Genomic DNA, 23,015 nt, shown 5'->3' on the forward strand with positions numbered 1-23,015 from the left:
TCAATTATTTTAAAATAAATTACTGCTTAACTACTGTTGCTCCAACTGCTGCTGGTTTTGCCTCTTCTTTTTTAGCATTTTCCCATCCGTCTTCCGGCATCAGCGTTGCTGTAATCTTTCCTTTTGCCAGGTACTTTTTAGCAACATCCTGAAGATCTTTTACAGTAAGTGCTTTTACTTTTTCCTGATAATTAAGGATGTCATATTTGTCACTTCCATCCAACTGATGTTTAGCGAGAGCGTTCAGCCAGAACATATTGTCCTTAAGCTCCGTTTTGTTATCGTTGTACTCTCCTTCTTTATATTTGTCAAGATCTTTTTGTTCAGGGCCTTTATCGATCAGCTTCTGAAGTTCGGTAACGGCACTTTTCGTAAGTTTTTCTGCGTTTTCCGGTCCGCAAGGGAAGCTGATGCTAAAATTATAGGCGCTGTAAGGAATTTTATTCATACTTCCTCTCGCTCCCCCACCGTAGATCCCGCTTTCATCTTCTCTAAGCTTTTCGATCACCTTGATTGTAGCTACTTCTCCAAGCGCTGAAAGAGCCAAAGCTTCTTTCTCATTGTAAGGAGTTTCTCCACTGTAAGAGATCGTCACCAGACTCTTAGGATCTTTTCCTTTTTTGTACACTTTTGAATAATCTCCGGTCAGCTGTCTGTAGCCCGTGTCTTTGAATGTTGAAGTTTTTCCTGATGAAGGAAGACTACCGATATATTGAAGCACCTGCTCTTTAAATACAGTCTCGTCAATGTTTCCTACGAAATAGAACTGGAAGTTTCCAGCATTGGCAAATTTCTCTTTATAGATGTCGTATGCTTTTTTATAATCTGTATTGGCCCAATCTTTTTCCATTGGGAATAGTCCGATGAATCTTGGGTTCTTTTGGTTCATGAATTTCGCATGTTCATTGGAGAAATAAGCCTGAGGATTAGACAACAGGTTATCCAGCATGGCAGACTGCTTTTCTTTGTAAGCATTGAATGCGGCAGGGTTGTAATTTAATCCTGTAAAATAAGCGTACGTAAGCTCCATAGCAGTTCCTAAATCTTTCTGGGAAGTTCTTCCTGAAATTCCCTCATAATAAGGTCCAACCATTGGATTTACACTCACCTGTTTTCCTGCAAGATAGTTGGTAAGATCTGCTTTTGACAATCCACCTACTCCCGCTTCAGATAATGCTGCAAAAGCGAACTGAGTTTTAATAAAGTCTGCATCGGAGATCAGGGAGTTTCCGCCTAAGCTTCTTGCTGAAAATACAATTTCATCATCTTTGAAATCGGTTTTTTTGAAGGTTACTTTTGCTCCGTTGCTTAATGTCCATGTTGTGGTTCCCAGTTTGGCATCCGTTTCTGTTTTAGCAATTTTTCCTTCCGATTTGAATGGCTTCACTAAGTTTTTGATGGCTTCTTTTTCTTCGTAAGGCTTAAGATCCGCCATTTTTACAGATTCAAATGTATTCAGAACCATTGCTTCTGTAGGCATTGTAACGTTATCTTTCTTAGGTCCTGTAATTACGATCACCCGGCTGTCATCCTTCACCATTTTCCTGATCACTTCATTGGTTTGAGCCAAAGTAACTTTAGGAAGGAAGGTTTTTGTATCTTCATATTCCCAGGCAATTCCCGGCATCGGTTCCTGCTCCAGAAAATTTCTTACATACTCATCTACCAGCCTATCACTTTCAGTCTTGTCGCGGTTGTTGTAGGATCTTTCGAGGTTGGACAGCATCTGTGCTTTTGCCCTGTCAAGTTCAGTCTGTGTAAATCCGAATCTCTTCGCTCTTTCCACTTCTTCCAAAAGAACTTTCAGAGCGTTTAACTGATTTCCTTCTTTTACCATGGCAAATCCCTGGAAGGCTTCTTTGCTTCTTGCATAGGTTCCTCCATGATAAACCGATCCGAAAGTAAAAGGCGGGTTATTTGAGTTGATCAGTTCTTTCAGCCTGTTGTTCAGCATTGTGGTGGAAAGACCTTCAACAATGCTTTGGTTGTACTGCTCAACCGTTACATCCGGCTGATACGCCTCAGTATCTTTCATAATGAACTGAACCATTGAATTGGTAGCATCCGGATCAGTTTCTATAGCTACTAATGTTTCTTTATGATTAGGAAGATCAAATACTTTTCTCTCCCTTGGCTTGGAAGGGTTTTTATATTTACTGAAATTATCTTTGATCTTTTTTTCAACTTCATCTACGTTGATATCTCCTACGACCACAATTGCCATAAGATCAGGTCTGTACCAATCCTGATGGAATTTTCGAATCACATCCGGCTTGAAGTTTTCCAACACTTCTTTTTTACCGATCGGAAGCCTGTCTGCATATTGAGATTTGTATAATAATTTAGGAAGATATTTGTCTGCCATTCTTTTATCTGCGCCAAGACCAAGTCTTAATTCTTCCAGAACAACACCTCTTTCTTTATTGATCTGTGCATCGGAAAGCGTTGCATTGAAAGCCCAGTCTTCCATTACTTTTAGTCCTGCATCCAGATTTCCGGGCTTATCTAATGGAACCGGAAGCATGTATACCGTTTCGTCAAAACTTGTATAGGCATTAAGGTGCTGACCGAATTTCACCCCGATAGACTGTAGAAAATCGACAAGTTTGTTATCCGGATAATTCTTGGTTCCATTGAAATTCATGTGCTCCATAAAATGTGCTAAACCTCTCTGGTTTTCATCTTCAAGAATAGATCCGGCATTGATAGCCAGACGGAAATCCACTTTCTTTTCAGGTAATGTATTTTTTTTAATGTAGTATTTCATTCCGTTGGGAAGGGTACCGACTCTCACGGAAGAATCCACAGGAATATTCTGTCCGAAAACATTTGAAGACATCAGGAAGATGACCGCAAATGAGGATAAAACTTTCTTCATATAATTTGAATTTATTTTCAGACTAAAAGTATCAATTATTCACCACCTAAAGAAGTCTTACAATTTGTATTATAGTTAAAGTTGAGTTAAAATTGTTCAGGCAGCAAAAAAGCCGGAGGATATCCGGCTTTTGTACTATAAAACATAAGTTTTTATTTGAAATCCGCATCAGATGTAATGGTATTTAAAACCACTTTAGTCGTCTTTATCGTTACTTTTTGTCCTTTTCCGTCAATATCTACTTCAGAAGGGAACTTTATGCCATCCACCGTCATATAGTTTTTCACGGTAACACTTCCTTCTCCTACAGAAGACTGATATAAAAGTCCGGTAGTAGCGTCAAAATAAAATTTTCCTTTATCTGAAGACAATACATTGTAATCTTTAGCGTCCAGTTTTTCTACTGTTACTGTCTGAAAATTGGCAGGGTTAAAAGCTAGCGCCTCAACAGTAGTCCCTTTCTTCAGTTCGGCAATATTATCGGCAGGGAAATCGGTTTTCTGTCCGGCTCTTTCAATATATCCTTTTTCACCGTCAAAAACCTGACTTACCGTCTGTCCCATTGCGGTCTGTACAGATTTAAATTTATTGCCCATTTTTGTAGTGCTCATGGTGATATCCATTCCCTGAACATTCAGTGTATTATCAATAACTGTAGATTTTACTGCTTCTAATTTGCTTTTACCGCCCAAAGCTTTAAAGTAATTATCAATAACTTCTTTTGGGGTCAACTTAGATTTCATGACTTCCGTCTTTGCGGGAGCTGAACTTGCCTGTTGAGCTGCTGCCGGAACTGCAAAGAGTACGGCACAGAAAAGTGGAATGATGATCTTTTTCATATCTATAATAAGTTTAAGGGTCTAAATATATGAATATTGACCACAAGAAAATAAACACGGGATAGTTATGGGAAATACGGGATAGTTCCTGCCCGGATATATTAAGGCTTTTTAAGAATATCCGGAGTTAAAATGATAAAACTATCTTTATGATATGGACTTATAGTAGCGATTTCGGGTAATAAAATTGAGAAATATATTAAAAGAAATATAAATTTTGATCTGGAGATAAAAAACCTCCGATTTCTCGGAGGTTTTGAAATATTTATATCGGACTAAATTACTTTTTTAGCTCTTCTAAAAACTCGTCGTGAGAGATTTTAGTTTCTTTTTTAGATGCTTTTTCAAGAATTACATCTTTCAGTTTAGCCATAGCAACCTCAGAAGAAATCTGTCTTACCTGCTCCTGGTCTTTCAACATTTCAACAGCATATTTCTGGATTTCCTCATCACCTAAGTGGTGGATTCCGTAAATAGCCAACTGATTTCTTACCAACTGCTCAGCCTGTGCCAATACATCAGCATAGTCTAGCTGGATGTCATTATCTGTCATTAATTTACCTTCAATAATCTGGTATCTTAACTGGCTTTTCTCTGCTTCAAGAATTCCTTTAGCCTGCTCTTCAGACTGGATATTCTGGTTAGAGAATAATAACCATTTTACCAGGAAGTTTTCAGGAAGTTTCACTTCTTCTTTTTCAGTAACCTGCTCCAATACTTTATTCACATAGTGAACGTCAGCATTCTGCTGGAAGTATTCATCCAACTCAGATTTTACTTTTTCTTTAAGTTCTTCTTCAGATTTGATTGTTCCTTCTCCGTAAACTTTGTCGAATAGCTCCTGATTAAGCTCAGCAAGGTTTAATGAATAGAAATCTTTTACTTTAACTTCTACTTCAGCATGGTGTAAATGCTCAACTTCTTCTTTACTGAATCCTAATTCTTTAGCCAATTCTTCGCTACCTGCAAGAGTTTCTTTAGATACTTTTACAGAACCGTCCATTTTTAAAGCTTTTACCAATTTGAAAGCTTCTTTGTTTTCAGCAGTAATGGTAACGTTCTTTGGATGGTGGTGGTGCTCTCCTTCAGCATCTTCTTCTACAACCTGAGAAATTTCTAAAGCCACATAAGAATCTTTAGTGATTTTATCCTGAGGAACCTGCTCTGCAAAACGCTTCTGCATGTTCTCAATGCTCTTCGTAATTTCTTTATCAGAAGCCTCTACTTTATAATGAGGAGCTTCATATTTAGCTAAATCTATAGTAAATTCAGGCTCATATCCTACTTCGAAAGCAACTTCAATTTTTTCAGCGTTGTAATCCAATTGGTTTACTGGCTGAGGAACAGGCTGACCAACTAATCTTAACTTGTTTTCGTTAACATAGTTATTCAATGCGTCAGAAACCTGTTTGTTGATTTCTTCGAATGCAATACCTGCTTCATATTGTTTTTTAACCATACTTAAAGGCACTTTCCCTTTTCTGAAACCAGGAACTTGCGCATTTTTAGCATAATTAATCAACTGCTTGTCTACTTTTTCTTTGTAGTCAGATTTTTCCAATGTCACTGTAAGTAATGCACTTACGTCATCATGGTTTTGTGCGGTAACCTTCATTATTGATTAAAATTTTAGGTTGCAAAAATATGAAATTTTTATGAGAATTACCTACTTATAATCAATTCTTAGCATTCAAATGTTTATAAACAAAAAACCACTGAAAATCTCAGTGGTTTTTGTTGATGTGAAGTATTAATTATTGAACACCAATTAGTGCATCTACATCACTTTCTCCACCTGTAGTACTTCCCTGCTGATTATCTGCAGAAGGTGAATTCTGGTTTACAGCACTTGGTGCATGGATCAGCTTAATGTTGGCAGTAGCATTGGAAGGTGCATTGGTAACCGTCCAAACTGTTTTAAGGCCTAATTTATTTCCGTCTGTTCTTACAATATCATCAGCTGCTCTTTTTACATTTACATCAACGCCTGCAAATTTGTAAGTAATGAAATGCTCGTCTTTCTCTTCGATGATCTCATCATTGGCACTGTGAAAATGATCACCATGAGCAGTCTGGAAATCCAGGCTTACATTGTAGGTTTTTCCATTCTGCAGAATTATTTTTTTATCTGCCACTCCTCCGATATAGTTAATAATTTGTGGAGTTCCTCCTGCGTTATCTTCGACAGTCACCTGAAGTTTGGAAATCTCTTCGTGCTCATGGATATCTTCCGGAATATCGGTATTGTCATCATTTCGGCAAGAGAATAATAAAACTGCAGCTAATAATAAAAGTGTTATGTTGAATATTTTTTTCATTTTAATTTTAAATTTTAAGTATTAATAATTAGAAGTTGTATTTAAGAGTAACTACGAAATTTCTTCCGGCTTCAGGCATATAATATCTCAATCTGTTCAGATATTCCCTGTACTCTTTATTAAATATATTATTGATCCTGAAATTCAGATTCAGGTTCCTGAAAAGGTCTGCTCCCACAGACGCATGAAATATGGAGAACGCAGCCGGAGTAGAGCTGTAATCAATTACTCTTGTAAGCAGTTCGCCATCCTGGATAAACTGTACGCTCTGATCTCTGATCGGGAAACGGTTCTGTTTGAAAACATTTTCGTTTTCCAGTCTGATGTAGAAACCGGAAGGTTTATTAAGGTTCAGCTCAATAGAATTTCTAAGATTCGTTGGCATCATCAGGATAAGCGGTTCGTTCTTCGTCAGGTCCTCGCCCTTCAGTGCACTGAAGCTGGTCGTCCATTTCAGGTTATCAAGAATTTTAAGCTGAGCATCTGCATCAATCCCATAAATCCTTGCTTTTACCTGCTGGTATTCCCAGATAGCAAAACTTCCTCTATTGGTCGACTGGAAACCTACCGGCATCTGATTGATAAAGCTGTCCGAGAACATAATATACGGATTTGCTTCCACCTGAAGCCCCTTCAAAACATCAAAACGTCCGGTAAGAGAAAGATTAGCATTATAGATTTCTTCTTTTTTGATTCTTAAATCTCCTTTTTCAATGATCGCCGCAGAATGGTGAAGCCCGTCAGCAAATAATTCCGCCGGATTCGGTGTTCTGCTCATTCTTGAAAAATTAAATTTAATATCGAAATCCCTGGAAGGCTGGTAATTCAAGCCGATATTGGCAGAGAAATTATGGTAATCAAAGATAGGACGGGCCAATATCCTGCTGTCATTTTTCTGAACATAAAACTGTGGAAAAACTGAAGCATATTTTTCTTCCCATTCCGATCCGTCATAATATTTATAAGAATCATATCTGCTGAAATCATATCTCACACCGGCTTCTGCATTCAGTTTTGGGCTGAAACGGTATTTAAATACGGAAAAAGCTCCTGCATCGTATCTGTAGTAATCAGGAATCAATCTTCTTGCTTTAGTAGCAGGATTGGGGTAATTATCCTGATATCCTGCAGAAATACCGCTTTCCAGACTCCAGCCCGCGCGCTCTATAAGATGCGTAAGACTTGCTGTATGAGTAATGAGCCTTAGATCCATTGAAGGAACATCATTCAATTCTCCCCTTCTGATATCATATTCTTTACGTCTGTTTAGCTGAAAGCTGTACTGGAACGTAAGTTTTCCGAAATCAGCGAAGCGTTTGTAAGCGGAAAGCTTTACAATATGATGTTCTACATCCTGTTTAGGATTGGTGATATCATAACTGAAATCGTCCAGGAAATAGGGCTGTCCGAAATTAATAGCCATATAAGCATCATAATTATTGCCCAGATGTGCCCCTTTATAGATCCCAAATTCCTGATTGACTCCGCTGTAGGAAACATCAAACCCCTGCATAAAACCATGATTACCAAAAGAAAAATTGAAAGAATTCACTTCTGCTCCGGTATTCTGAAGGGTATGATGGGGAATATAAAGATCACCTGTCTTTTTGTAGCTTCCTCCAGCTTTTACAAACCATTCGTTTTCCCATGATTTAAGAGCATTTGCTGCAATCTCCCCCCCTCTTCCGTTAGAAATCCCTGACAATTTGAGGCTTCCCATGATGGTGTCTTTTTTCGGAGGGACAACAGGTTCCAGCAGGACAACACCCGCTACTCCGTCATTTCCATATTTCAATGCCGATGCGCCTTTAATGACATCGATATGTTCGAAATCGTTCACATCTACATTCGGGGCATGTTCAGCTCCCCATTCCTGTTCTGCCATCTTCACCCCGTTATTCATAATAGAAATACGGCTTCCGTACATCCCATGGATCACAGGTTTTGTAATGTTATTACCTGTTTTCAGAACGGCAACTCCTGAAATTTTGGAAAGAAGATTTCCAAGATTCTCTGTAGAGTTTCTTTCTATTTCAGTTTTGTCAAGTGTTTTCAATACAACAGAGCTGTTATTCCTGTGATTTCCATGCAGGGTTACCGTTTCAATATCCCCTACATGATGCTCTAAAGTAATGGCAATGTTAAGATCCTGATTAACTCCTATATTTTCAGTATGATCATTACAATCAGGATGCTTCGCAATGAGTGTATATTTTCCCGCAGGAATTTTATTCAACGTAAACTTACCTGCATGATCTGTTTTGGCAGTAAATCCCCCGATCTTCACCACTGCATTTTCTAACGCCGTTTTATCATGAAAATCCTGAACAGTTCCTTCTACAGTATACGTTTTTTGTGCATTTATCAATGTCAGTCCACATAGAACCAACATCAGACTATATATCAATTTCATTGTCAATAGATTGATTGTGTACCGTTGCAGGTACATTCTTCGTAAAAATTTGTTGAATGGGTTTATTTAATTGTAAAATGTACAATGTAAAAAGTATTAGTGACTAATGAATGAGATGTCAGATAGGAGATGTCAGATATCAGACTGAAATATTAGACAATTAATCCTATCTATGCATTCTCAAGCCTTAAAATCCTTAATCTGCAATCTCGTATCCCGAAAATCCGGAATCCTTAACCACATCTACAGCTATCAATCAATAGCTTTAAACCCAAGTATTGAACTTTAAATCTAATTAAAGTCAATAAAAAAATCTATGATTTATACAACAGCAGGAGGTCCCCGGAGCTGAAAAGTGAATTTGGTCTGAGACCAAATTTTTTCCTGAACAGCAATAACCTGTTTTACTTCGTGTGTAAAATGCTCGAAGGAAAAGCTGAGTTCGTCAGGAACCAGTGTATGTCCGTTAGCTAAGAAATGACATGCCAGACAGTCGCCAGGCTTTTCTTTAGCTGAAGTTTTAGACATCGTATTTTCTGTCTTTTTAAGATTGAAGTTCTTAAAGTAATCGACAGTATCGTGATGGTGAAAGTTTTGGGAAAACAGCGTAATGAAGTATATCCCAAACAAAAGTTTGGAGATAAAGTTCTTCAGATTTCTGCTTTCCTTAAAAATCATCGTGTAAAATTATAAAAATAATTTAAGTTTTGAATTAAGTTTTAGTAAAACTATTCAATACGTTGGTGAAAGTGTGCTTTTGTTACAAACAGATGTTTCGCGAATACGTTTGTTTTTTTATACTAAAAATCCTTCGGCTCCGCTCAGGATAACACTGTTAAAAAATAATACCGTTCGTATTAAATTAGTATTAGCAATATCATCCTGAGCGGAATCGAAGGATCTGTATATTTTAATTCAAAAAATTAAACTAGCTGAGAACCCAAATGCTCCCATTCCTGTAAAGCAACTTCCAGTTCTTCTTTAGTTTTATTGTATTTCTCTAAAGTTTCGTCAGAAGGATTTTCTTTTGTGAATGAAGCTTCCATTTTTTCAATTTCAGTTTCAAGTTCAGAAATTTTTTCTTCTACTTTCTTTAATTTATTCTGAATATTTTTTTGCTCTTTACTGACAATAGTTGATGATTTCTCTTCTACCTTTACTTCTTTCGGAGCTGGTTTTACCTCAACTTTTACATCATCGCTGTGAAGTTTCGCTTTTTCAGCAGATATTTCTCTGAGTGTCTCTTTTTGTCTGTATTCAAGGTATTCACCAACACTTCCAAGGAATTCTTTCATTCTTCCGTCACGGAATTCATAAATTTTATCACAAAGCCCATCCAGGAATTCCCTGTCGTGAGAAATCACGATTAATGTCCCTTCGAAATTCTGTAAAGCCAGTTTAATGATCTCCTTAGACTGGATATCCAAATGGTTGGTAGGTTCATCCATAATCAACGTATTGAAAGGACGAAGCAACAGTTTACAAAGAGCCAGACGGTTTCTTTCTCCTCCGGAAAGTACTTTTGTTTTCTTGGTTACCGCTTCTCCCTGGAAAAGGAAAGATCCTAAAAGATCTCTTACTCTAGGTCTGGTTTCTTCTGTAGCTGCATCTTCGGCTTCTTCCAGAACTGTTTTATTCGGAGTGAGTACTTCTTCCTGGTTTTGGGCAAAGTATCCGATGTTTACATTGTGACCCAAGTTCCATGTCCCTGTATAATCTTTGATATCTCCGGCAAGAATTTTTGCTAAAGTTGTTTTTCCCTGCCCGTTCTGTCCTAAAAGGGCAATTCTGTCTCCTCTTTGAACAATAAAGTCTACATCATCGAAAATTTGTTTTTTCCCGTAAGCTTTTCCTAAATGATTGGCCTCAAAAATAACTTTTCCGGGAACCATAGACTGTACGAAACGGATATTGAATTTGGAAACGTCTTCGTTATCTACCTCAATACGTTCAATTTTATCTAATTTCTTAATAAGTGACTGTGCGAAAGATGCTTTGGTAGCACTGGCACGGAACTTATTGATGTTATCTTCCATTTGCTTGATCTCCGCATCCTGATTCTTTTTAGCCTGAATCAGTTTTTCACGGCGTTCTTCACGCATCACCAGATATTTGGAATAATTGGCCTTATAGTCGTCAACTTTTCTATTATTGATATCAAAAGTCCTGTTGCAGACAGCCGTCATAAACTGTTTATCGTGACTGACCAGAACAATGGCTCCGGGATAGTCTTTCAGGAAGTTTTCCAGCCAGATGATGGATTCCATATCGAGGTGGTTGGTAGGCTCATCGAGAAGCATGATGTCATTCTTCTGAAGAAGTAATTTTGCCAGCTCAATTCTCATTCTCCATCCTCCTGAAAATTCATCTGTAATTTTATGGAAATCGTCCGCTTTAAAACCTAAACCGAATAATATTTTCTCCATGTCACCTTCCAGGTTGTAGGCATCATGGTTCATCAGAAGATCATTCAGCTCTGTCATTTTGTTGATCAGATCTGTGTAGGCATCACTTTCGTAATCGGTTCTTGTTGCCAGTTGGTGATTCACTTCTTCCAGCTCATTTTTCCATGCATTAATCTGTTCAAAAGCCTGCATGGTCTCGTTCCAAACGGTTCTGCCTTTTACAAAATCAAGATCCTGCTTTAAGAAACCGATGGTAACATTTCCTTCGGGAACAACGCTCCCTTCATAGAAATTAATTTCTCCGGAAAGCATTTTCAGTAAAGTGGATTTTCCTGCTCCGTTTTTTCCAACGAGCCCCACTTTATCATCCTTTTTAATGGTGAAATTTGTATTTTGAAACAGATAGTTTCCTGAATGATGTAATCCTAAACCTTGAACCGAAAGCATTTTATTAAATAAAAATTAAGTGATGAATAATGAATTTTCGGGTGCAAAAGTACGGAAAAAGAAATGAATAGCCCAGAAATAAAAAGTTTCTGCCCTGGAATACAGCAAAAAGGGATGCCCTGACAGACACCCCTTCGCAACCTAAATTTAAAACTGAAAAGTACATTTAATTCTGTTCTGCAGCAAAAGATCTTATCTCTATTGTGCGGCTCCAGATATCATTATTGGGAATATTGGCCCCATACATAAGGTCTGCTATAAAGCTGTCTTCGGGAAGATGCAGCTCGGTAAGAAGTTTGGCCTGAATCTCTCGATCTGCAGATGTACTGCTGGGTACATTCAGACCAATGTTGATCAGTTCTGCCTCTATCTCATCAGCTGATTTTTGTAATACATCGTCATGATACAGTCCGAAATTGGCCGAAATATGGGTATATGCTGCAAAATCCGCATAATCATAATGGGGTTTCGTGTCAGCTGACAAGCTTTTAACGTATATCGCCAGATCTGTATAAAAGTCTCCAAGAAAAGTATCATCCTTAATCTCAAGACCCGAATTGGCAAGATCTGTACTGAAAATTCCGGATGCGGTATTATTGGTTTCATCCAGCATTATCCTGCCGTACACAAACGGAAGTGTATTAAAGACCAAATCTCTGGAAACATACGCCTGGGAGAGAATAATTCCTTTTTCGATCTGAAAATCTGACAGCAGTGAATTCCAGATCTTGTTTCCTCCGGCATCGGTTTTTGTATTTCTAACCCCTGAAATATAAGCCTGCAAATCACTGACATTCATAAAATCTGTAGAAATATAAACTGACTGGGGAGCCTGAAGATAGCCGCCCCCCACATCGGCATGAGCTCCGGGAACGAAAACTTCTTTCCAAACGGAACCGCCTGTCTCAGTTTTGGTGTCCTGCATATTTTTTGAATTTTCAAAAAATCCGGTGAGCGGGAAAAAGAATCTGCATTCATTCACCGCACATAGGTGAAGAGCGTTTTCCACTTCCTGAGGCAGATTTATATCGTATGTGTTAAATGGTTTGGATTCCACGGTATCAAAAACTCCCAAAAACTTTATAGTAACATTTGCTGTGGGATAGTCTACAATCAGTCGGTTGCAAAATTCTCTTGCCAGCATGCTTCCTCTACTGAATCCGTAGACGTAAAAATGATAGTCAACATTTTTGTCATTTATTATATTCTGTGTAAAAGCTTTGGCTTTCTGCAGTTTGTCATCGGAAGAATATCCCTGTGCATCCGGAGGATTAGCGCAAGTAGCCATCGCAAAATTACTGTCTTCACCGCCTGTAAGTGTTCCTATTCCTTCAACATATATTTTATTGTTTCCGCTGAATAAATTGAAGAGTTTATAAATATTGGTCGGGGCTCCTTTATAACTTTCATTGTTTACCGAAGGCATATCGGGGGAGCCTGTATTAATCCCGTTATTTCCGGTTCCGTCAAAAAAAATTCCGACAGATAATACTGTATTGTTTTCCATCTCTGTGTTTTTGCTTTAGTTGTTGAAAGTTTTCCAGTACAGCGTTTTTGAGTCTGTTTCTGCTTTAAAATCTGCAAAACTTATTTCTCAAATTAACGGAAGAAGAAAAAGCAATACTAGCGTGAAAAATACCAAATAAAAAATTCCGTATTTCTACGGAATCACATTTTATCAAGAGAATAGATGTTGTTCACAACGGCATAAATAACAATACCTACGGTATTTTTGGCCCCGATTTTTTCCAAAATCCGCTGACGGTGGCTTTCTACTGTTCTGGGGCTGATGAAGAGCTTTTCTCCAATCTCATTATTGGTATACTCCTGGCAGATCAGCTTTACGACATCCTTTTCCCGTTCGGAAAGTTCGTCTTCCATTTCAAAAAGAGATTTCTTTTTTGTGGAGCTGTTCATATAAGTAAACAGCATCTGGTGGTCTTCTGCTGTAAAGAAAACTCCATTTTTGTAAACCATGGTAATGGCCTCGATAAATATTTTCCGGTCTGAATTTTTAGGCAGAAAGGCTGAAACCCCCAATTTAACCATATAGCCCAAAATGGAAGTCTTGTAATGGGAGGAAAGAATAATGATCCTTAGATCTGGATATTTTTCTTTAAGAATTTCTACAAGTTCAAAGCCGTTCATAGGCTGCATCTGTACATCGACAAGAGCTATGCGGGGAAAATCATCTTCGGAAAGGCTTCCCAGCTTTTCAATAAAATCCGGGCCGTTATTGGAGGTAAGACATACGGATATGTTTTTTTCATTCGAAAGCAGCATTTTCACCCCTTCCAGGATAAGCTGTTCGTCATCAATTAAGGCTATTTTGATTTGGGAGTTCATGATTGTTTGGAATTAAAATGATTAAACGGCTTCCTTTATTCGGGACACTTTTCCATTTATGGATGGCATTCATGGATTTTATTCTGGATTCTATGTTTTTGATGCCCATTCCTTTTTTCACCAGATTATAATCAAATCCCTGTCCGTTGTCAGAAATAATGACAGCCATATACCTATTATAATCTTTGATGTAGATCCACAGGTCTGTAGCCGCAGAATGTTTGATCACATTGGTGGTAAATTCCTGGATGATCCTGTACAGCTGCACTTCTATAAAAATATCTTTTTTCTCGTATCCGGGCATTACCCGCATAGAAATATTGATCTTATGGGAAAGGTTGGCAATCATTTCTTCTACATAGAGTACAAACCCTACCGATTCGAGGTTAACGGGATACAGGGAATGGGAAATACTCCGGGCGGCATCAATAAGAGACGACATCTGGCTGTAGATCTTTTTCTTGATGACTTCATCTCCCTTTGTATCCAGGTTATTGAGCCACAGGGAAAGGATATTGAGCCTGTTTCCAATATCGTCATGAATCATAACGGCTATTCTCTTTCTTTCTTCTTCCTGGGCTTTGATATTCTCAAGCACGAGTTTTTTCTGATGAAGAACCTCAGCTTCATGCTGAACATTCTTTTCTTTGATAATCCGGCTGATAAAAGATCTGTAGGCTAAGAGAATAAAGGATACTATAACTGTTATGGTAACAATTATAAGGATGAGCAGGCTAATATTTAAGGTTACTTCTTTAATTTGATGAAGGTATATAAAAATGAACAGTATAAAATGCTTAACAAAATATTATTCGTACTAAGAATAATATAATACTCATTTTCTGAAAGATTCGCGATCTGATGCTGGATAATAAAAATAAATACCGAAACTGAATAGTAGAAAAAAATACAGGCATCCACAAGAAGAAAACGGTTCTCTGTGGAGACACCTCTGATCTCTCTGATCAGGGTAAATCCTGAAAGACAGATAATGATGATATTTGATATCACTTTTACAATATCGCTGTTAAAGGGGTAGTTAAATACATATTTCGATATCATAAATCCAGCAGCGAGAAGAGTTGTCATGCCTAAAAAATATTTTGGAAGCCCCAGTTTTCTGATAAATAAAGCGGTGATCAGGAAAAATTCGCCGGCGATATACAAAGGATACAGGAAAGATGTATCATTAAGATTGAAGAGATAAGGCAGGATCAAATTCAATAATTCTATAAAAAAAAGAAAAGCAATACAGTAAAAATATTGCTTTTCTTTGGTATTCAGTATACGGTATTTTGCTGCTCCCAAAAGTATGATGGACAGAAGCAGGCCATAGTTTAGGAATAAAATTGCTTTAAAAAAATCTGTCATTCCTATTTATAATTCGTATTAAGATCCAAGTTCAGGAATACGGCAGACAGGCGGACATGGTTTCGCCCAATCATAGGTATTTGAAATAGTTGCCACGTTGCTTCCTTCCTGTAACAGTTCATGGAAGGAAATAAGGATCAGTGTTACCAGCATTCTCTGGTAAATATCATTATGTCTGAGCCCGAAAGAGCATTTAATACCTAACACCTCAGGATGAGGATGAGTCAGGTCTTGCATAGGAATATAGAATCTTCTGAAAACTCTTTCTCCCCCGAATTCATTGCACTCACGGAAAAACCATTCCATCCCTTCATTTCTCCAGCGTTCAATAGCTTCTATAGCAATGTCCTGGTCCAAAATCGGCTGTTCGGTTACCGGAACTGAAGTGTTGGTATTGCCGTCTATTTTGGTAAGGTTACTGGAAAGAACTGCATTTTTAGTAATCGTAAATTCTTTTGTTTCCTGCAGCCTGAGATCAAATTTAAGCGGCCCCAGAGTAGTATACTGGTATTCAGAAACACTTTTATCCACATGTCCCTGAGCGTCCAAAGGGAGGAAAATCAGAACCACACTGCCGTTATATACACCTACTTCAGCGCACACATCTACATATTTGTTGTGTTCTTTGATTTTCGCGATCTGTTCTGAAGAAAGTTCAAAAATGTAATTGGTAGGGATTAAACTTGCAATTCTGGAATAATCTGACACACATTTATTCCATTCGGCGATTGCCAGCTTGTAATCATTCTCATTCATAAGTTCATAGTTATTTAGTTTCATAAAATTATATAAACTAAACATCCTGCACAAATAATCGCATCATAAATTTATTATTCATAAAATAAATTTAATTTTAACGGGTAAAATTTTCAGATTACAAAGCAGTTTGGGATTAGCTGGTCCTATTAATAATTCCTCACCGTGATGTGATAACAGCTCTGTTGTTTTTCCCTTATATAATAAATACGGCCGGCATTGGCATAATACTTTAAAACTTTTTCCAGCGCAGCCTCCATTTTAGGATTGTATTTCAGCACATCATTGAACCTGATATAGGAAATATCAAATGAGTTGCCGTAATTGTGCGAACTGATTCCTAAGGATGCATTGGAATTTACTCTTCTCAGTCTGCACTGATCTTCAAGTGTTCTTGTGATGGATGAAACGGTAAAAGTATGACCTTTTGTTTCTTTACTGAACCTGGCACCCATTTTCTCAAGGGTGATTTTCGCTTTAGAAACCATATAAGGCCTACTGTAATCAAGCTTCTGAACCCGATATCCTTTTCCGCTTTTTTTTATTTTATGAAACTTTCCGTTGCTTATATACTTTTGTACTGTTTTAGCATCTTTCAGCAGTTTTATATTGAAACTTTTAGAGGCATCCAGATGAGGTTTATACAGAGCAGTAGGCTCTACTTTCAGTACGGATGTCAAATCATAGCAGGGAAGCGCTTTTTTTGCAGCCTGCGGATAATAAAAGCTATACATAAAGGGCACAAAGGCTACACAAAAATACTTTCTCATTAACCACACATTTAATTACGAAACGAAAGATAAACATTTATGATATATTATTCAGTTTACTGATAATATCATTACAAAATAATTCTCAACAAACATTAAACCAAATTACTAAATATGTAATTTTACATTAAGAAATCCTAAAAGATTTTTAAGTTTTATCTTTTTATTTTAAAATTTAAATTTTACATTTGAGATACATTTAATAATAAACATATGATAAAAAAACTTTTTGCTGAATTTTTCGGCACATTTTGGCTTGTTTTCGGTGGCTGCGGAAGTGCAGTTTTTGCTGCCGGAGTTCCCGACATCGGCATTGGCCTTTTAGGGGTTTCTTTAGCCTTTGGTCTTACTGTTCTTACGATGGCTTATGCTGTCGGACACATTTCTGGCGGACATTTTAATCCGGCAGTATCTTTCGGACTTTTAGCTGGCGGAAGATTCTCAGCTAAAGATCTTATCCCTTATGTTGTATCACAGTGTCTTGGAGCATTGGTAGCAGCGGGATGTCTTTATGCTATCCTTAATGGTTCAGGGGCTGTAGATTTTTCCCAGCCAGGAGCTTTTGCCACTAATTTCTATGGAGAAGCGGTCTACAATGGAAAAGCATTCAGCATGGGAGCGGCATTTCTTGCTGAATTTTTATTAACAGCTTTCTTCCTGATCGTTATTATGGGGGCCACTGACAAATGGGCTAACGGAAAATTTGCGGGTATTGCTATTGGTTTGGCTCTTACCTTGATCCACCTGATCTCTATTCCTATTACCAACACTTCGGTAAACCCTGCAAGATCGCTTTCACAGGCTGTTTTTACGGGCGGGCTTGCGATGTCTCAGCTTTGGCTGTTCTGGGCAGCACCTATTTTAGGAGGGATTGTAGGAGGTTTGATCTACAAGTTCCTTCTTCAGAGAGATACTGCTGAAGTTACTGATTAATAGAACTATAACAACATTAAACAAAAAAAATCCTGTCGCTTGACAGGATTTTTTTAAATTTTCACACACAACTTGCAGGAGTTTTTCTATTTAATTTTTTTGATATCAAAAGGGTTTTTGAAAATCAGTTCTTCATGCTTCCCTTTAATCTCCATTTTATGCTGCAGTAAATTCAACGCCATTTTCCGGATAAAAAGATCTTTGTCTGTCAGTTTCCAGTAAGGATCTTCATGAACTCTTTTAGGCTTGCGTATAAGGTAGAATTCAGTTTCCCAGGTATCTGCATTATGGTAAAATTCAATAATTCCGCAATGCTCCGGAATTAGATCATGCTCTATCATGCCCATCGGAAGCAGAAAGCTGAAAGCGTTACAGATATAGTCGCCGCAAGAGATCTTATCATGCTTCAGAAATTTCTCGCCGGTATCTTTATTGAGGTACGATTTTTTGAAATCGTTTTTAAAATCACTTTTTGAAAGCTTAATTTCAATTTCATGGCTAAACCCTTCAGAATCTATGAACAGCATATCCGCTTCCCAGTCGGCCTGGAAATAATTCGTCAGCACAATTTCTTTTTCAAAATCGCAGTGGGAATGGATATATGCGTGAACAAGCTCTTCTATTTTCAGCATTTACAATTAAAGTTTTTTTGATTAAGTTTTACTTTTTTCAAGCTCTACTATCCCATAGTGTAACCATATTCCAAAGACACCTGTTTTGGTAAAGTACTTTTCATCCTTTCCAAATGTAATGGAAGTACCGGGCTGTGTCTGGCAAATAAAAAAATGTCCACCATCTATGCAGTTCATTTTCCCGGCTTTATGCAGATCTGTCCAGCCGAATTCTTTATAGGCATCACGGTCCTTTTCTACATCAAACAGAAATTGCTTAATCGTAGCTTTATCCTTACCTCCATCTCTTTTCGAGACCATAGACCATCGGGCTAAGTTGAACTTTTCTTTAGCCGGAACTTCATTTGGATCAGCATCTTTGATCCTAGCAACCACTAAAGTATCTGTAATTCTGACAACTCCATTATTAATTTCATTTACCAGATAAGTTCCGGACCATATATCCTTTCCTGTATTTTTTTGCGCTGACAACAAGCCAGATAAACCTATCAGCATTAAAAAGAAACTTTTCTTCCAGTCCATAGTAAGATGTTATTTGTTTAATTCTGATCTTAGGAAACCAACAAGCTGCATCCACGGATATCGGAATGATCTATTCTTCCAAGCACCTGAAATTTATCTTCCGGAAGGGTTTTCCCCAGATCCTGTGTTGCTATAAAGCAGCATGAATGAATATTGGCAAGATCTACAATGTTTATCGCTCCGGTTCTCCCCTCTTTTTCGTAGGAAAAAGGATCTTCTGCATTCCGGACCAATATCTTCATCCAGTTGGGGCATTTATATTCATTATTCCCAAGAGAATAGGCTTGCGAAAGCAGTTCCGTCATGGAATATTCCGAGTAAATTTTTTCTGTTTTAAAGCCATCCTGCAGAATCTTCAGCAGCTCGTCTTTTGTCATTTCTTCTTTTCTCCCCTTCATGCCTCCTGTTTCAATAATCGTCAGATTTTGAGATCCCGAAACTGAAAAATTCAGAGATTCTACGGAATCTAAAAAGTCCAGCAGGGCAAAAGATACTCCGAAAAGAATGACTTTTTTATCTTTTAAAGTGTTTAAAAGCTGGAACAGTTCGGAATGGTTGTAAAGAAAATATCCACTCTCGGGTTTTGCTGATTTTTTCATGAGATAATCCACCATATAAATCAGAGAAGAGTTCTGCTTTTCCAGATAGCTTGGAAGCAAACCGAGAAAAATAAAATCTTCCGGCTTTCCTATAAACCGTTCAAAGCTTTTATAGATGCTTTCTTCATAGATTCCCCGATCTGCAATAAAATGTTTTGACAGATTCATCTGTGTAGTTCCTGAACTCTGAAAAAACAGATCAGCAGCTGCATTTTTATCTAAGATCTGATGGTTCTTAAACATTTCTATCGGCAGGAAAGGAATTTTTTCCAGACTGCTAATCTCATTCGGATTTATTTTCAGAAAATCCACGAACTTTCTATATATCCCAACATTTTCATACTGATAATGAAAAGCTGCCAATGTTGCATCCAGGAAATCCTGTTCTGTTTGTATGCTGAATATATTTTCCAATTTATGAAGACTATTTTAACTTATTACCAACTCATAATGAGCTAATTATATAAAAAGAAGATTTTTTTTATTTTTTTTTTAATCTAAGATTAATACTTTGGTAAACTTCTTGCAATTGCTAATATGGAATATGGATTAAAAACAAGAATGGACCTTGGTTTCATTCGGAAATTACCTCTATCTCAGGGGTAATTTTTTTGTTCCGTCCGCAAAGGTTTTGAGTTCAAATTCTTTTTCAAAGACTCCGTAGGTAAAGTAGGAAATCCAGTCGCCCAGATTAACGTATTTTGCTTTGGGCTCAAGATCCAGCACCATCGGAAGGTGACGGTGACCATAAATAAAATAGTCAATTTTCTCAGTCTTCAACTTTTCTTTTGAATAGATAACAAGGAACTCTTTATCTTCTCCTAAAAATGCTTTATCTTCTTCTCCGGAGATCATTTTATTCTTCTGTGAAAGATACAGCGCCACTTTCATGGCAATATCGGGATGAAGCCATTTAAAAAACCACTGTGCCACAGGGTTTGTGAACAATTTTTTCATTCTTTTGTAGCCTTTATCACCAGGTCCGAGACCATCTCCATGAGCCAGCAGAAACTGTTTTCCACCCATTTCAAAATACTGCTTTTTGTAAAAAACGGTACATCCTATTTCTTCCTCAAGATAGTCTTTCATCCACAGATCGTGGTTTCCTACAAAGAAATAGATATGAATTCCCCGGTCTTTCAGTTCGGCAATTTTTCCAAGAACACGCACATATCCTTTTGGAATAACATGTTTCCACTCGTGCCAGAAATCAAAAAGATCACCCATTAGAAATAAAACCTGGGCATCTTCTTTAATTTCATCCATCCAGCGGATAAATTTCTCTTCACGCACTTTGCTTTCCTTCGGTGTAGGAGCACCAAAATGCTGATCTGAAGCGAAATATACTTTTTTTCCAGGTTCTAAATTAATAATCGTTTTTAACACCGGTCTGAATTTTTATTGATAATTAGTGTTATTTATTGTCTTCTGCGAACCATTCTCCGTAGGAGTTTTCTGTTTCGTGAAGTTTAAGATAGGCCAGAGAAACCTCAGCCGGAAGCCTGGATTTTATTTTGGCAGCAATGGCATACAGCATATTCTCACAGGTAGGCTGAAAGCTGCAGTAGATCACTTTGTGACCTTTATTTTCAAGGTCTTCACCAAGTTCTTTATGGGGAGACAATGCATTAACAAGAACTGCATGATCCCAAAGATCCACAATTTCAGATTTTACAATACTTTTAATATCTCCAAAATCCACCACCATCCCGTTTTTGGGATTTTCCAAATCATTAACCGGTCTTCCTTTTACCGTTACAAAGAGCTTGTAGGAATGTCCGTGCATATTTTTACATTTCCCATCATAATTGTACAGCACATGAGCTGTTTCGAATGTGAAAATTTTTGTAATACGTATCATGGTGCAAAGATATGACAAAACATAATGATAAGTTGCGTATTAAACCTGGAAAAACAAATTCTAAGCTCTTGCTATAATGTATAATAATTTAAAATCACACAGGTTTATATAAGCCTATCCAGCCAGTCACTTGCAAGTCTTTTAATCTTTTGAGTTTTCGAATCAACAAGAACCCAAAGTGTATTTGAATCTACAACAAGCTGATCATGACAGTAGAATTCAACTTTCCTGGGCTGCCGGATTCCTTCCGGAGCTTTCGGATAGGTCTTTATAGTGATGACATCACCAAGATAAACCTGTTTTTTGTATTGGATGTGATGATCAACGAGCATCCATATATCTTCGGGATACTCAGTTTTTTCTTTTACTCTTTCCCAGTGTTCAGCCGCTATTTCTTCTACCCAATGCACATACTGCACATTGTTGACATGATTATTCCTGTCAATATGTTCTTCCGTTACCTGAATCTGTTTTTGGTATATTAAATTCATTTTTTCGACTTCATTTAATAATCAAATATATATACTTTAAATTTTTTATCCTCTGTTCAAACGAAAAACCTTCCCAAAACTGAGAAGGTTTCACCTCTGAAAAATTTATTTAATATGGAAAATGATCAATGGAATTGTGCTGTTTCCGTAGAGTCTTTCATGGCTACTGTTGCCGAAGAACCGTTAGTTACCACATTCTGAACCTCATCAAAATAACCGGTTCCTACGAATGACTGATGTTTTACTGCCCGGAATCCTTTCTGCTGAAGGGCAAACTCGCGTTCCTGAAGTTCGGAATAACCAGCCATTCCTCTCTCTTTATAAGCCAAAGCAAGCTCAAACATTGCGGTATTCAATGCATGGAAACCTGCCAGCGTGATGAACTGGAATTTATACCCCATTTTTGCAAGCTCTTCACGGAAATTAGCCATTTCTTCCACGCTAAGCCTTGCAGCCCAGTTGAATGATGGTGAACAGTTATACGCCAGCATTTTTCCCGGAAACTGAGCATGAATTCCTTCTGCAAATTTTCTTGCCTGCTCCAGATCAGGATTAGAGGTTTCCATCCAGATCAAGTCCGCATAAGGTGCATAAGAAAGACCACGGTCGATTCCCTGCTCTACTCCATTGTTTACTACGTAGAAGCCTTCGGAGGTTCTTTCTCCTGTTACAAATTTTTTATCTCTATCATCAATATCCGAAGTCAGGAGATCTGCTGCATCCGCATCTGTTCTTGCAATAATAATACTTGGAACACCCAATACATCTGAAGCCAGACGTGCCGCCACCAGCTTATTAATCGCTTCTTGGGTAGGAACTAAAACTTTCCCTCCCAGATGCCCGCATTTTTTTGCAGAAGAAAGCTGGTCTTCAAAATGAACTGCTGCTGCTCCGGCCTCTATCATCTGCTTCATCAACTCAAAAGCATTCAGGTTGCCTCCAAACCCTGCTTCTGCATCTGCAATAATTGGAACCAGATATTCTTTATTTCCGTTCCCGCTTACCGACTGGATCTGATCTGCTCTTAATAAAGCATTATTAATTTTCTTGACCACAGAAGGCACTGAATTGGCCGGATACAATGACTGGTCAGGATACATTTCCCCCGAAAGGTTGGCATCAGCAGCCACCTGCCATCCTGAAAGATATATAGCTTCCAGTCCTGCATCCACTTCCTGAACCGCCTGATTTCCGGTTAAGGCACCCAGCCCAGCCACATAATCCTGGTTATTCAGTTTGTCCCAGAATTTTTTGGACATTTCTGTCGCAATGGTATAATCAATTGTATAAGAGCCGCGAAGCTTCAGTACCTCTTCAGCTGTATAGGTTCTCTTTATTCCGTTCCAGCGGGGATTATTCAGCCAGTCCTGTTCTATAGCCTGAATTTGTTCTTGTCTTGTTTTCATAATATTTGGATTTTATTGTTTGTTAGAT

General features: G+C 37.8%; 21 protein-coding genes. 1 reads left to right on the forward strand and 20 read right to left on the reverse strand.

Going from position 1 to position 23,015, the window contains the following annotated elements; genetic code table 11:
- Window positions 1–19: 19 nt before the first annotated feature.
- From DRF60_RS05225 to DRF60_RS05285, 13 genes are all read right to left on the reverse strand, one after another.
- On the reverse strand, window positions 20–2,878 hold the full coding sequence (locus DRF60_RS05225) for a M16 family metallopeptidase (protein ID WP_116011043.1): 2,859 nt from the start codon (window positions 2,876–2,878) through the stop codon (window positions 20–22).
- A gap of 152 nt (window positions 2,879–3,030) precedes the next feature.
- Window positions 3,031–3,717: a hypothetical protein gene (locus tag DRF60_RS05230; RefSeq protein WP_116011044.1), complete on the reverse strand. Its 687-nt coding sequence runs from the start codon at window positions 3,715–3,717 to the stop codon at window positions 3,031–3,033.
- Window positions 3,718–3,997: 280 nt separating this feature from the next.
- Complete coding sequence (locus DRF60_RS05235) at window positions 3,998–5,332, reverse strand: trigger factor (RefSeq protein ID WP_116011045.1); 1,335 nt, start codon at window positions 5,330–5,332, stop codon at window positions 3,998–4,000.
- Window positions 5,333–5,471: 139 nt separating this feature from the next.
- Window positions 5,472–6,035 carry a hypothetical protein gene (locus DRF60_RS05240; protein WP_116011046.1) on the reverse strand — a complete coding sequence of 188 codons (564 nt, stop codon included), beginning with the start codon at window positions 6,033–6,035 and terminating at the stop codon, window positions 5,472–5,474.
- A 28-nt stretch (window positions 6,036–6,063) separates the two neighbouring features.
- Window positions 6,064–8,448, reverse strand: coding sequence for a TonB-dependent receptor (locus DRF60_RS05245; RefSeq protein ID WP_185144571.1), 2,385 nt, complete (start codon window positions 8,446–8,448; stop codon window positions 6,064–6,066).
- Between the two features lie 321 nt (window positions 8,449–8,769).
- Window positions 8,770–9,126 carry a hypothetical protein gene (locus tag DRF60_RS05250; RefSeq protein WP_116011047.1) on the reverse strand — a complete coding sequence of 119 codons (357 nt, stop codon included), beginning with the start codon at window positions 9,124–9,126 and terminating at the stop codon, window positions 8,770–8,772.
- Window positions 9,127–9,371: 245 nt separating this feature from the next.
- Window positions 9,372–11,300 carry an ABC-F family ATP-binding cassette domain-containing protein gene (locus DRF60_RS05255; protein ID WP_116011048.1) on the reverse strand — a complete coding sequence of 643 codons (1,929 nt, stop codon included), beginning with the start codon at window positions 11,298–11,300 and terminating at the stop codon, window positions 9,372–9,374.
- A 166-nt stretch (window positions 11,301–11,466) separates the two neighbouring features.
- On the reverse strand, window positions 11,467–12,807 hold the full coding sequence (locus tag DRF60_RS05260; RefSeq protein ID WP_116011049.1) for a T6SS phospholipase effector Tle1-like catalytic domain-containing protein: 1,341 nt from the start codon (window positions 12,805–12,807) through the stop codon (window positions 11,467–11,469).
- A 161-nt stretch (window positions 12,808–12,968) separates the two neighbouring features.
- Window positions 12,969–13,646 carry a response regulator transcription factor gene (locus DRF60_RS05265; protein ID WP_116011050.1) on the reverse strand — a complete coding sequence of 226 codons (678 nt, stop codon included), beginning with the start codon at window positions 13,644–13,646 and terminating at the stop codon, window positions 12,969–12,971.
- Complete coding sequence (locus DRF60_RS05270; protein ID WP_238640042.1) at window positions 13,615–14,244, reverse strand: sensor histidine kinase; 630 nt, start codon at window positions 14,242–14,244, stop codon at window positions 13,615–13,617. The genes DRF60_RS05265 and DRF60_RS05270 overlap by 32 nt, the downstream gene beginning before the upstream one ends.
- A gap of 149 nt (window positions 14,245–14,393) precedes the next feature.
- On the reverse strand, window positions 14,394–15,017 hold the full coding sequence (locus DRF60_RS05275; protein ID WP_116011052.1) for a hypothetical protein: 624 nt from the start codon (window positions 15,015–15,017) through the stop codon (window positions 14,394–14,396).
- Between the two features lie 18 nt (window positions 15,018–15,035).
- Window positions 15,036–15,797 (reverse strand): hypothetical protein, encoded by a 762-nt coding sequence (locus tag DRF60_RS05280; RefSeq protein WP_238640045.1) that lies wholly within the window; start codon window positions 15,795–15,797, stop codon window positions 15,036–15,038.
- 125 nt (window positions 15,798–15,922) lie between these two features.
- Window positions 15,923–16,543: a DUF5715 family protein gene (locus DRF60_RS05285; protein ID WP_116011053.1), complete on the reverse strand. Its 621-nt coding sequence runs from the start codon at window positions 16,541–16,543 to the stop codon at window positions 15,923–15,925.
- 216 nt (window positions 16,544–16,759) lie between these two features.
- Between DRF60_RS05285 and aqpZ the strand changes: the two genes are divergently transcribed.
- Window positions 16,760–17,476, forward strand: coding sequence for an aquaporin Z (aqpZ, locus tag DRF60_RS05290; protein WP_116011097.1), 717 nt, complete (start codon window positions 16,760–16,762; stop codon window positions 17,474–17,476).
- An 86-nt stretch (window positions 17,477–17,562) separates the two neighbouring features.
- On the opposite strand, the gene DRF60_RS05295 is transcribed toward aqpZ, so the two are convergent.
- The 7 genes from DRF60_RS05295 to aceA all read right to left on the reverse strand — a co-directional run bounded on the left by DRF60_RS05295 (window position 17,563) and on the right by aceA (window position 22,987).
- Window positions 17,563–18,108 (reverse strand): hypothetical protein, encoded by a 546-nt coding sequence (locus tag DRF60_RS05295; protein ID WP_116011054.1) that lies wholly within the window; start codon window positions 18,106–18,108, stop codon window positions 17,563–17,565.
- Window positions 18,109–18,129: 21 nt separating this feature from the next.
- Window positions 18,130–18,630 carry a phosphate ABC transporter permease gene (locus DRF60_RS05300; RefSeq protein WP_116011055.1) on the reverse strand — a complete coding sequence of 167 codons (501 nt, stop codon included), beginning with the start codon at window positions 18,628–18,630 and terminating at the stop codon, window positions 18,130–18,132.
- A 29-nt stretch (window positions 18,631–18,659) separates the two neighbouring features.
- On the reverse strand, window positions 18,660–19,643 hold the full coding sequence (locus tag DRF60_RS05305; protein WP_116011056.1) for a LuxE/PaaK family acyltransferase: 984 nt from the start codon (window positions 19,641–19,643) through the stop codon (window positions 18,660–18,662).
- A gap of 177 nt (window positions 19,644–19,820) precedes the next feature.
- Window positions 19,821–20,615, reverse strand: a complete 795-nt coding sequence (locus tag DRF60_RS05310) for a UDP-2,3-diacylglucosamine diphosphatase (protein ID WP_116011057.1) — start codon at window positions 20,613–20,615, stop codon at window positions 19,821–19,823.
- A gap of 28 nt (window positions 20,616–20,643) precedes the next feature.
- Window positions 20,644–21,090, reverse strand: coding sequence for a 6-pyruvoyl trahydropterin synthase family protein (locus tag DRF60_RS05315; protein WP_111956308.1), 447 nt, complete (start codon window positions 21,088–21,090; stop codon window positions 20,644–20,646).
- A gap of 104 nt (window positions 21,091–21,194) precedes the next feature.
- The gene (locus DRF60_RS05320; RefSeq protein WP_116011058.1) at window positions 21,195–21,581 is read right to left on the reverse strand and encodes an acyl-CoA thioesterase; all 387 of its coding nucleotides are present in this window, start codon (window positions 21,579–21,581) and stop codon (window positions 21,195–21,197) included.
- A 125-nt stretch (window positions 21,582–21,706) separates the two neighbouring features.
- Window positions 21,707–22,987: an isocitrate lyase gene (gene aceA / locus DRF60_RS05325; RefSeq protein ID WP_116011059.1), complete on the reverse strand. Its 1,281-nt coding sequence runs from the start codon at window positions 22,985–22,987 to the stop codon at window positions 21,707–21,709.
- Between the last annotated feature and the right edge of the window lie 28 nt (window positions 22,988–23,015).

Origin of the sequence: Chryseobacterium elymi (assembly GCF_003385495.1) — a bacterium.
Taxonomy (GTDB): domain Bacteria; phylum Bacteroidota; class Bacteroidia; order Flavobacteriales; family Weeksellaceae; genus Chryseobacterium; species Chryseobacterium elymi.

Coding starts and splice junctions, on each gene's coding strand:
- DRF60_RS05245 (WP_185144571.1), bottom strand. CDS start 8,448: ATGAAATTGATATATAGTCTGATGTTGGTTCTATGTGGACTGACATTG.
- DRF60_RS05250 (WP_116011047.1), bottom strand. CDS start 9,126: ATGATTTTTAAGGAAAGCAGAAATCTGAAGAACTTTATCTCCAAACTT.
- DRF60_RS05230 (WP_116011044.1), bottom strand. CDS start 3,717: ATGAAAAAGATCATCATTCCACTTTTCTGTGCCGTACTCTTTGCAGTT.
- DRF60_RS05300 (WP_116011055.1), bottom strand. CDS start 18,630: ATGGACTGGAAGAAAAGTTTCTTTTTAATGCTGATAGGTTTATCTGGC.
- DRF60_RS05295 (WP_116011054.1), bottom strand. CDS start 18,108: ATGCTGAAAATAGAAGAGCTTGTTCACGCATATATCCATTCCCACTGC.
- DRF60_RS05320 (WP_116011058.1), bottom strand. CDS start 21,581: ATGAATTTAATATACCAAAAACAGATTCAGGTAACGGAAGAACATATT.
- DRF60_RS05315 (WP_111956308.1), bottom strand. CDS start 21,090: ATGATACGTATTACAAAAATTTTCACATTCGAAACAGCTCATGTGCTG.
- DRF60_RS05280 (WP_238640045.1), bottom strand. CDS start 15,797: ATGAAACTAAATAACTATGAACTTATGAATGAGAATGATTACAAGCTG.
- DRF60_RS05240 (WP_116011046.1), bottom strand. CDS start 6,035: ATGAAAAAAATATTCAACATAACACTTTTATTATTAGCTGCAGTTTTA.
- DRF60_RS05260 (WP_116011049.1), bottom strand. CDS start 12,807: ATGGAAAACAATACAGTATTATCTGTCGGAATTTTTTTTGACGGAACC.
- DRF60_RS05225 (WP_116011043.1), bottom strand. CDS start 2,878: ATGAAGAAAGTTTTATCCTCATTTGCGGTCATCTTCCTGATGTCTTCA.
- DRF60_RS05265 (WP_116011050.1), bottom strand. CDS start 13,646: ATGAACTCCCAAATCAAAATAGCCTTAATTGATGACGAACAGCTTATC.
- aceA (WP_116011059.1), bottom strand. CDS start 22,987: ATGAAAACAAGACAAGAACAAATTCAGGCTATAGAACAGGACTGGCTG.
- DRF60_RS05235 (WP_116011045.1), bottom strand. CDS start 5,332: ATGAAGGTTACCGCACAAAACCATGATGACGTAAGTGCATTACTTACA.
- DRF60_RS05275 (WP_116011052.1), bottom strand. CDS start 15,017: ATGACAGATTTTTTTAAAGCAATTTTATTCCTAAACTATGGCCTGCTT.
- DRF60_RS05255 (WP_116011048.1), bottom strand. CDS start 11,300: ATGCTTTCGGTTCAAGGTTTAGGATTACATCATTCAGGAAACTATCTG.
- DRF60_RS05285 (WP_116011053.1), bottom strand. CDS start 16,543: ATGAGAAAGTATTTTTGTGTAGCCTTTGTGCCCTTTATGTATAGCTTT.